The 10,315-nt window shown below is 49.9% G+C and carries 11 protein-coding genes and 1 pseudogene; all 12 read right to left on the minus strand.

Annotated elements, in window-relative coordinates; all coding sequences use genetic code 11:
- Positions 1-274 (minus strand): SUMF1/EgtB/PvdO family nonheme iron enzyme (locus CPT76_RS11575; protein WP_219845410.1); only part of this gene is annotated, 274 nt, incomplete at its 3' end.
- Positions 275-335: 61 nt separating this feature from the next.
- Positions 336-1,787: a sensor histidine kinase gene (locus tag CPT76_RS11580; RefSeq protein ID WP_105443023.1), complete on the minus strand. Its 1,452-nt coding sequence runs from the start codon at positions 1,785-1,787 to the stop codon at positions 336-338.
- On the minus strand, positions 1,784-2,497 hold the full coding sequence (locus CPT76_RS11585) for a response regulator transcription factor (protein WP_105443024.1): 714 nt from the start codon (positions 2,495-2,497) through the stop codon (positions 1,784-1,786). Before CPT76_RS11585 ends, CPT76_RS11580 begins: the two co-directional genes overlap by 4 nt.
- 93 nt (positions 2,498-2,590) lie before the next feature.
- Complete coding sequence (locus CPT76_RS41365) at positions 2,591-3,964, minus strand: M1 family aminopeptidase (protein ID WP_308737563.1); 1,374 nt, start codon at positions 3,962-3,964, stop codon at positions 2,591-2,593.
- 56 nt (positions 3,965-4,020) lie between these two features.
- Complete coding sequence (locus CPT76_RS41370; protein WP_308737564.1) at positions 4,021-4,806, minus strand: gluzincin family metallopeptidase; 786 nt, start codon at positions 4,804-4,806, stop codon at positions 4,021-4,023.
- A gap of 56 nt (positions 4,807-4,862) precedes the next feature.
- Positions 4,863-5,231 carry a YxeA family protein gene (locus tag CPT76_RS11595; protein WP_105443025.1) on the minus strand — a complete coding sequence of 123 codons (369 nt, stop codon included), beginning with the start codon at positions 5,229-5,231 and terminating at the stop codon, positions 4,863-4,865.
- Positions 5,228-7,246, minus strand: coding sequence for an ABC transporter permease (locus tag CPT76_RS11600; protein WP_483870045.1), 2,019 nt, complete (start codon positions 7,244-7,246; stop codon positions 5,228-5,230). The genes CPT76_RS11595 and CPT76_RS11600 overlap by 4 nt, the downstream gene beginning before the upstream one ends.
- A complete protein-coding gene (locus CPT76_RS11605; protein WP_105443027.1) occupies positions 7,164-7,931 on the minus strand; it encodes an ABC transporter ATP-binding protein in 768 nt (255 codons plus the stop codon). Before CPT76_RS11605 ends, CPT76_RS11600 begins: the two co-directional genes overlap by 83 nt.
- Positions 7,932-8,205: 274 nt before the next feature.
- Positions 8,206-9,428 (minus strand): annotated as a pseudogene (locus CPT76_RS11610) (cytochrome P450 family protein).
- A 19-nt stretch (positions 9,429-9,447) separates the two neighbouring features.
- Positions 9,448-9,750 (minus strand): hypothetical protein, encoded by a 303-nt coding sequence (locus tag CPT76_RS39510; protein ID WP_258168320.1) that lies wholly within the window; start codon positions 9,748-9,750, stop codon positions 9,448-9,450.
- Between the two features lie 47 nt (positions 9,751-9,797).
- Positions 9,798-10,067, minus strand: a complete 270-nt coding sequence (locus CPT76_RS41375; RefSeq protein ID WP_308737565.1) for a TetR/AcrR family transcriptional regulator — start codon at positions 10,065-10,067, stop codon at positions 9,798-9,800.
- 63 nt (positions 10,068-10,130) lie between these two features.
- A partial coding sequence (locus CPT76_RS38330) for a hypothetical protein (RefSeq protein WP_219845411.1) occupies positions 10,131-10,315 on the minus strand: 185 nt, incomplete at its 5' end.

Genomic DNA, 10,315 nt, shown 5'->3' on the forward strand with positions numbered 1-10,315 from the left:
CCCCGACTTGCCGGGACAGCGTATTACAGAATGAGACTGCTTCGTACCATGACACCCCTGTGACTGGTGATTTCGAACGTTCGTGCGTGCGGGTCTTATGCTGCAGCACGTCGTCGTAGAATGCATTCGTTACCGGGACGTGTGCCATGAAAAAGGCATCCAGCTCGACGTTCCATGATCTTTTAACCCTGTCATCCCTAAGCGCAACGTCTCCACCTGGAATATGCATCATCGGATATTCGCCCAGACTCGTCATCCATTCGGCCAAATTCAAACTTTACCTCCCATGAATCTTGACTCTTTATCATCCATCAAATGATATAGGAATCTTTATCTTATAGGAACTCATCGGATTTGTGAACTTCTGAAAGCGGATGAAGCGTGATTTCGATCCTCGTTCCTTGATGGAGCTCGCTGGTGACGCGGATCTCCCCTCCATGTGCTTCCACGATATCATGCGCGATGGCCATCCCCAGTCCTGAACCTTTATGCTTCTCGCCCGTATGGGTTCCGCGGTAGTAGCGGTCAAAAATCCGGTCCAGTTCCTCTTTGCGGATGCCTTTCCCATGATCCTCTACGATCATCGTCACCGAATCCGCCGTTTTCTCTACCCCAACCTCAATGACCGTATCCTCTGCGTTGTGAACCATCGCGTTGTAGATCAAATTGCTGACGGCCCTGCGAATGAGGAGGTCGTCCACTTTTACCTGAATCGTCTCTTCGCTATAGCTGAAATCGATGTTCCTGCCGCTGTAACGGGGATCATTCAGCACATCGATGACTACGCTGCGTACCAGGCTGACCAGATTGACGTTTTTCAGATTGAGCGTGATGTTTTTGTTCTTGAGGCGGGTGGACAAGTTCAAATCTTCAATAACGTCTTTCAAGTAGTGGGACTTCTGTTCGATGATTTCCGCGTATTCCTGCATTTCTACGGCCGTAAACTCATAATCCTTGTCCCTCATCATTTCGGCGTATCCTTGGATTGAAGCCAGCGGCGTTTTGATATCATGCGTGATGTTCGCAATCCACTCTTCCCTCATGCGGTCTAGCTTTTTACGTTCAGCCTCGCTGGCCATCAATTCCGCACTCAGCAGGTTGACATGATGGAACACGTCTTTGTAAACCCCTTTAGGCTCGTAATAAACCCCATACTTTTTGTGCGCAAGCTGCTTGATCGCATCGATCAGCGTATGAAGGGGCCGGGTCAGCTTTTTGCTGAACAGGTAGGCGATGCACAGCGCAATAACACCGTCGACCCCGATGACCGCCAAGCTTCCGATTTTGAAAAAATGCACCACGGAGCGAATATCGTACGTCAAGACGTTACGCTCGAGATAAGTATTTTTAAAACCGATCAAATAGCTGTAGCGCTGCTGTTTGCCTTGCTTTTCCCCGACAAAAACGGTAGACATGAGCTCCTTTTCGATATACTTGTAGGTCTGAACCATATCCATCGGCGTATATTTGGTCCTTGCTTCCGGAGGTACATGGTACCCGTAGACCTGCCGGCCGTTCTCATCTAAAATCTGGATCCAGGCCTGATTACGGTCAAGCAATTCCTTCCCTGCACCGGTAATCGACATCCCCGATTCGGAGAGAATAATTTCTTTGCCGAACGACCGGGTAATCTTATCCGGATTATTCTGTTCGGTTTGAAAAGAAAAATGGGGAAAAGCAAACTGATTCAAGAAAAGTCCGGTCACAACCAGGATGTTCATAAAAATGACGATGACGACGATGAGAACGACGGATACCAGGTATCTTCCGGTCAGCCTCCATTTCATCGCTTCGCACCCTCCAGCGCAAGCTTGTATCCCAGTCCCTTGACCGTGACCAAGTACTGCGGATTGGACGGGTCGTCTTCAATTTTTTCCCTGAGCCGTCGAATGTGCACCATTACGGTGTTGTCATACCCGAAGGAATCTTCGCCCCACACCTGGTCATATAAGCTTTCTTTGCTGATAATTTGGTTCGGGTGCTTCAGCAAGTGGGTGAACAATCCCAGCTCTTTCGGCTTCAGCTCGATGATTTCCCCATTTTTCTTCAGTTCGATTTTTTGCTCGTCAAATACAAACGGGCCTGCCTGCACGACATGCTCTTTTTCCATATCATCAGAGGCAGCCTCCTGCCTGCGAAAGCGGGCTTTGATCCGGTATGCTAATTCCTTCGGGCTGAACGGTTTGGTGATGTAGTCGTCGCCACCGATGGCAAACCCGAGTATTTTATCGATTTCTTCCGTCTTGGCCGATAGGAAGAAAATCGGTACGTCCGATACGCTGCGGATTTTCTTGCAGACGTCATAGCCTTCTCCGTCCGGCAGCATAATATCCAAGATGACGACGTCAGGGCGCTTGTCCTGGAACTGCTCCCAGCCCTCTTTCGCAGAAAAAGCGGCAAACACATGCTCGAAGCCTTCCTTCAGAAGAACGGTTTTCAAAAGCTTGACGATATCTTCCTCATCATCGACGATCAGCACTTTCTGACTTTGCGTCATACGTTCTGTACCTCCTTTCTTCATCATTTCCACCCTGCCATCTACTATAACTCTATTTTCAAGCCGCTGTCCCCTTTTGAAACGCTGTCCATCTCATTCCTGCGCGAAAAACTTAGCCAATGGGTTGGCAGTTTTCCGGTCTGACGTGATTTTGCCTGACGGATCCATGACATAATATTGGTAGTAATCCGCGCTGAAGCTGAGTGCATTCAGCATCTGAGCTGCATTCAGCATCTGAGCAGGGTAAATCTTCATAGCCGGTTCGCTGAGCGCCTTTCCGTTCCAGAATAAGTGCAGCAGCAGACGGTTTTGATTGTAGGGATGCTTGATGATATAAGCGCCCGAAGCTGCTTTTTGCCCCATCAAGCTTGTCCAGTTCAGACCGATCGATTTTGCCTTTTGCATGATGCCGGGCTTCAGCGCCTGGATCAAGCCGTTCGACCCGGCACGGCCGATGGCGATAATGTTGCTGGCGGCAAGCTCTTTCTCCATTTGCTTCTTGAGGACTTGACGCTCCGTAATCACTTTGGCCTGAATTCCCATCAATTGCAATGAACTCTGCAGCTGCTCAAGTATCGATTGCTCCTGCTTGTCAGCAGTACCGTCTGCCCGGTCGCTCATCACGATCGTCAGCGGTTCGCCCTGAAGCGCCTTATCCACAATGCGGCTCATCGTTTCCTCCCCAAGATTGGGAATCTGGGTCAGGGACGAGTGATAAATGCTCTTGAACTGCTCATGCCAATACGCGGATTCTTCCGCCTCGGACAGCCGGTATTCAGGCTTTAATGTAAAATTCGGATCATGCAGCGCCCGGTCCATTTCCTGACGTGCATCATTTCCGAGCGTGTCCTGAATCGTCTGCAGCAGACCGTCGATGGTCGCGTTTTTATATTCATAGCGCTTGAAGTATTCTCTCATGAACGCATCGAATTTCTCCTCGCCCACCATGCGGTACAGCTGGTAGATCGCCTGACGTCCTTTTCCGTAAAAGACCGGATTCTCTTCATCCCCCGCTTCCGCATTGGTTGAAGCAATCGGTTCGTCTATATATGACAAGTCATCTATCTGGATCGATTGAAATCCGCCAAGCGTATCGCCTCGTTTTTCCGCAAAATACACTTTGGAGAAATCGGCAAACCCCTCGTCCAAAAACGATTCTGTCTCCGAATTGTTGCCGATTAAGCCGTGGAACCATTGATGCGCGATTTCATGGACGAATACGTCATCATGCGCCGGATCTCTGTTCTGAGTGATTTGCCCCATTTGAATGACCCGGGAAAATTCGACAGCAACCCCCTCTACATAGGATTCTGCAATTCGGAATTCCGGATAAGGGTACTTGCCGTATTTTTCGTTAAAAAAACGTATCGCATCAAAAGCAGCGTCGATGTACTGATCCACGAGTTTTTTCTTGTCCGGCATATTATCGAAATAATAATAGCCAACCGTCAGGCCGTCGCGTGTCACGCTCTCCACCTTGTAATTCGGGCTGGCAAAAAAGACGAGCTCCCTGGTGTTATCCGCTATCGCGTTAACCGTTTTCTGCCCGGTTCCCCTGCAGCCTCCTGCGTCGTTAGGGTCCCAGGCATCAGGATTTGATAAGAGTCGGGCACATTCAAATGTACTTCAAAATCCGAGATGTCATAATAGTCGGTTTCGAAGGTTTTGCTGTACGGTGCCTTGTCCCATTGATGCTTGCTTTCGTTATAGACCGAAGCGGCCGGGAACCAATGCGCGCCGTTCACGATATCTTTGTAATACGACAGACGCTGCATCCCGTACGGAAGCTTAACGTCGAAGCCGATTTGGACCGTTACTGACTCGCCCGGTTTCAAACCCTGCTTCAGATGAACGGTCAATGTCTGGTTACTGTTCGTAAACTCCGCGGATTGCCCGTTGACTGAAGCGCTCCGGATGTCGATCCCGCCCAGAAAGTCTTCCGGCTTCTTCTGCGGATTTTCCTTCCGGATCTCCTCATTATTGCGCTCAAACATCGACGTTTGGGTCGCTGTGGACCGGTTCGCATCAGCAAACGTGTGGAATACGATCTCCTGCAGTGTATCCTTGGACAAGTTCCGGTAGGTGACCGATTCGCTTCCCTGAATACGCATCGTTGTCTCGTCCAGCCGCGCGTTGATCTGATACTTAACCGGAGCTTGTACATGTGCGGTTTCGGCGTACGAGGAAGCAGGTGCCGCAGGGGCGGCCAGCACCTGAGACGAACCTGCGATGGGGCAAGTTGCCAGCGTCAATGCCAGCGAATAAGACAGTGCTTTTTGGGATAAAGTTTTTAAGGTTGTACGATCCATTGGATTCTCTCCTCTATAGAAAGTTTTACTGAGTTATCGTGGTACACGCAGAGAGATTAGTTCCCCGCACCGTCCAGCTTCTGCTTCACTCCTTCTGGCAGCTCATCGGCCTTCACTTCTTGGTAGGAACTGACCTCCTCTCCTTTGACATAAACCCGCAAATAAGCGTCTTTGCGCAGTTCCTTCTGTGCCGTAAAAGTCAGAGCTTTTTCTTTACCGCTTGGATTATAGCCATCCAAGGTGTATTCGTAGTAGACGTACTTCTCCCCGTTGTCCGATTTGTCTTCAAAACGTTTTCCGTCTTGGTTAATCTGCACATAATACTGCTGCGCGCCAAGGCGGTTCAGATTCACGTTTTGGATGAATACGACGAATCCGACCAGAACGATCAAAATAACCGCTATTGAGATGAGTCCTTTTTTCATATCAATCCACTCCTCACTTTACATTCGTAATGATTTTTGTAGTAGCTGTTGACGGTCAGGAAATAATAAACGAGATAAATGCAAATATAAATGCCCATGCAGCTGACGACGGGAACGACCAGGCTGGTCATCATCAGATTCGATAAAGCCGATAAGGCCACGGCGCAGTGGGCAATGCCGGCTGCAAGGGGCAGAGCGAACACAAACAGCACCTGCTTGGCGACCGATTTGCGGATTTCGCTTTTTTTGACGCCGATTTTATGCAAAATCAGATACCGTGCTTTGTCGCTGCTCGCTTCCGTCAGCTGCTTGAAATAAATGATGCTGCCTGTTGCCGCCAGGAACACGAGCCCAAGGAATCCGCCCATGAAGATCATCAGACCGGTAGACTCCATTCCCCGCGCATAATCGCTATAGAAGCTTGAGAACTCTGCTGTCTTCGGCAGTATGCTTTCCAATTGTTTGGTCAGGTCCTTAGCCTTGTCCTGATGTGTAATTTCGTACGCTTGAGCAGTCAAGCTCTTGGCTTTCGGCTGGAGCGCCGCAAACAAATAGTCGCTGACGACCAGGGTTGAATAGACGGTCCCGAGATTCAGCACGCTGTACGTTTTCAATGCGGTAAAATGGATCTTTTCATGCATTCCCTTTCCCGTCAGCACAATGGTGGATCCCTCGTATGTGGGCGAAATCCCCTTCATATACCCGGGCTCCAGCACCGCGGCATCGCTGCCTTGTAGGCTCAGCACGTCGTCCCGCCCTTGAAGCTTGGCCAGCTTGTTAAAGGTGTGGTTCGATATCACCGTAAACGTCTGCTCATTGGACCCGGCAGTTTGCTCCAGTCCTGTAGTATCGGCATCCACTTCAAGCAAAGGAATGGATTCATGGTAGATCACCTTGTGACCCGCAGCTTGTTCGATGGCCTCATTCGCTTTGTTCTCTGCAGCTTTGTCTCCCCCGATGAACATGTAGCTGTTCGTGTTCGCAAGCGCCACATTGATCCGGTTATTGTAATAAAGGCTGTATGCCGTTCCGACCGCCGTCAGCGTCGTTGCGCTCAGCACGGCGATGATCGTCAGCGTGCGTGCGTTCCCTTTCATCCGGTACAAAAGCTGGGAAGTTCCAATCAGATTCAGTCCCCGCCAATAGCTTCTTTTGCGTTTACGGGCCAGCTTCAGCAGCGTAACGGTCAATGTGTTAAAGAGCAGATAGGTGCCGAGAATAACCGAAACGAGGATAACCAGCGGAGTCATCAGCACACCGATTGTCTTCCACGCCTCTGATGTCAGCANGTTTTGCAGCGCAAGCCAGTAGCCGAAACCAACAAGCAATACGGAGAGAAGTGCAATCCATAAGGATGACAGCGGTTCCTTCTCCCGCTCCTGGTCCGCCCGGAACAGCTCAATCAGCTTGAACCGGTAAATCAGGCGGTAGCCTTGAACCGAAGTGATCAGTGTAATGATCAAAAACACGGTAATCGTATTCAGGACGGCTGCCGGCGAAATAGCAAAATTCGGCATGGCGTCGTAGCCCATACTTTCATCAGAAGCATGACAAAAAAACGGACTGAGCACCGATCCGAGCGCAATGCCGACGAGCAGCGCCAGGACGCCCATCAGGAAATTTTCATAAAAGAGCATGCGGCCGATCTGCTTTTTTCGGACGCCGAGTAATGAATACAGTCCGACCTCCTTTTTGCGCTTACGCGTAAAAAACGAATTTGAATACCAGATAAATATGGCGACGAAGACGATCAGGACGACGGCCGCTCCGCTGAATGCCGAGCTGATTTTCGGCGACCCGTCCGATGCCGATTGAATGGTATGATCGTACTTCAACGACACAAACGTAAAATAAATAACGATGCTGAAAATCATCGATGCAAAATATAGAAAGTAATTTTTGAAGTTATTTCGGATGTTTTTGCCGGCGATATTAAACAGCGTCATCTTCCTCACCTCCAAGCGTAGCCAGAACCTCGAGTATCTGACCAAAAAACTGTTTTCGTGAGAAATCATCCTTCCGGAGTTCCATGAACAGCCGGCCGTCGTTGATGAAAATAACCCGCTTGCAGTAGCTCGCCGCATTCGCATCATGCGTAACCATCATAATAGTGGAGCGATTTGCCTGATTCAGCCGGCTCAAGCTTTCCAGAAGGCGGGTGGCCGACTTCGAATCGAGCGCGCCGGTCGGCTCGTCCGCCAAAATTAGGCTCGGATTGGCCACGATCGCCCGGGAAGCCGCTGCCCGCTGCTTTTGTCCGCCCGAGATGTGGTACGGGTACTTATCCAGGATTTCACGAATTCCAAACGTGTCGGCAATCTCGTTAACCCGCTGTTCGATCTCCACTGCCGGTACTTTGGACAGGGCCAGCGGGAGCAGAATGTTTTCCTTGACCGTGAGCGTATCGAGCAGGTTATAGTCCTGAAAAATAAAGCCGAGCTTATTCCGGCGGAAATCGGACAGCTTTTCTTCATTCATAGTCACGATGTTGTGCCCATCAATGATGATTTCCCCGGAAGTCGGCGTGTCGATCGTCGAAAAAATGTTCAACAGGGTGGATTTCCCAGCACCGGAAGGTCCCATGATGCCGACATATTCGCCCTCTTCGATGCTAAGGCTGATATTGTGCAGTGCCGTATATTGGTTTCCTTTGGTGCCGAAGGTTTTATTGACGTTCTCCGCTTGCAGTATCGTTTTCATGAGTATCTCCTTCAATTGTGTGTATTCGTTCATGTATTCGTTCCTTACCACTTACATCACTTATGTTAAATCCCGAACCTTTCAGCATGTTAATCCCAACCTTACAGGAACCTTAAATTGTTAGAAGGCGCAACAAAACGGAAAGAATCTTTATGAGCTGCCGTCACAAATAAAAACTCGCCTGTCTCCAGACGAGTTGATCAATAAATTGAAAGCAAAAGAAAAAAGTCCGCATTTCGCGGACTTTTTCTCTAACATGGATATGAATAAGCTTTTAAAAGCTGACGGGAAGGCTCACCAATGATCGGAGCGTGCTGTAGTGATATGCCAGGTCTTCCGGTTTCACGTCGAGACGCAGGTTGGGAAAGCGCCGCAATAGCGAGCCGAACGCGATTTGTCCCTCCATGCGGGCAAGGGGTGCTCCCAAGCAAAGATGGATGCCTCGGCCAAACGCCAAATGATCGGTTTCTTGTCTTGTGATATCCAGCCGCTCTGGCCCGTCGAATCGGCTTGCATCCATATCCGCTCCGGCCAGCGAAACCATAACCATCTCGCCTTTTCGAATGAAAGTACCATGGATCTCGATATCTGCATCTGCAACCCGGCCCGTAATCATAACCGGACCCGCATACCGGAGCAGTTCTTCAACCGCACCCGGCAGAAGGGCCGGATCCTCGCGAAGCAGCTGCATTTGTCTGGATGCTGAAGCAGTGCCAGGGTTCCGTTGCCGATCAGATTCACGGTCGTTTCATGTCCTGCCGTAATGAGCAGCCAAATGGTAGAGAGCAGCTCGTTCTCGTTAAGTTTATCGCCCTCGTCATATGCCTGCAGCAAACCGCTGATAACATCGTTACCGGGGCGCACCCTCTTTTCGGAAATCAAAGATTGAATGTAATCAATAAACTCCTGAAGCGCTTCTTGAACCAAGTTTGCTTGGCCGGGGTTCAGCGCGCCTTGAGCCAGCTTGTGGGTCCACTCGCGAAAGCGCGCCTGATGATGGCCGGGGATTCCCAGCATCTCCGAGATTACGATGATAGGCAGCGGATAAGCAAATTCAGAAATGAGTTCCATCCTGCCCCGGCTGACCACCTTATCCAGCAGCTCGTCGGCGATTTGTTGGATGCGCGGGCGCAGGTCCTCAATCATTCGGGGCGTAAATGCTTTGGACACCAAACGCCGGAGCCGGGTATGGTCGGGTGGATCCACCATGAGCATATTAGGCATGCTTTTGAACCATTCGAGCAATTCATTGACCGAGCTGTTCTCAGGCGAAGATTGTTGCTGTGAAGCGAACTTCCGCCTGTCCGAAAGGAACCGGGGATCTTTCAAAATCGCTGAGACATCCTCATACCGAAAAGCTATCCACGCTTCGCCCATGCCAAAAAAGTCGTCAAGCCGGTAAAGTCTTTCCTGACGATGGACCAGTTTTTGGTAAAACGCGTTGAAATCACGCATCGTTTCCGGTGCCACTAAATCACTGCTGGTGATGTCTTTCACGGCCGCTCACCTCTTCACTTTAGTTTTCCATACCGTATCGGATCATGTCGCAAAATGCTTCCAATTCCTCCATAAGGCTGCGGGTATAGGCTTCGTCAATATGGCTCATCCCCTTCGTCTCGTTCAGAAACTTCATTTCGAAATGTCTGGTTACAGACATGACGAGCTCGAATGCATACGTTCGATTTACGCCTTCACGAAGGGGAACCTTGTCAAAAAGCTGTGCCAGCATCGCATTCCGGGCTTCGCTCACCTGCCCGTACTTATCCTCGATTTCCTCCTTCAAGCCATCAGGTGTGGCATAAAATGCTTCGTATACCAACTTCCATTCATCCGGATGCTCGCGAAAATAGCCGAGCTTCGCACGGCTTAACTCAGTGATGGCTGTAAAAAATCAGCATGTTCCGTAGTCCGCTCATCAAAATGGATACCGGTTCGGACCTTCTCAAAGCAGTGGTCCACTAAGCTAAGATACAGTTTCTTCTTACTCGTGAAATGATGAAAGATCAAAGCTTTGGAGATCCCGGCAGCAGCCGCCAGCATTTCCGTTGAAGTGTTCTTGTAACCGTTGCGCGCAAACACAGTTAAGCAGGCTTGCAAAATGTTCTCCTGTTCGTAGAGCTGTATCGGCAGTCTCATCACCTCTTTTTGAGTACGCTGACCAATTGGTTAGTAAAATCATACAACATGCTGACCTCTCGGTCAATATAAATGACAAAAAAATCCACCTGCAGCAAGCAGAAGGATTTTTTGAAGGTACAGGGGTACAGGTTTCCTAGTCTCCTCCCCCTCCACAGGAACTGCAGGATGAAGAACTGCACGAGGACGAGCTGCAGGAAGAATCACTGGACGAACTGCAGGAAGAATCACTGGACGAACTGCAGGAC

Origin of the sequence: Paenibacillus sp. AR247, from assembly GCF_002968895.1 — a bacterium.
Lineage (GTDB): Bacteria > Bacillota > Bacilli > Paenibacillales > Paenibacillaceae > Paenibacillus_AQ > Paenibacillus_AQ favisporus.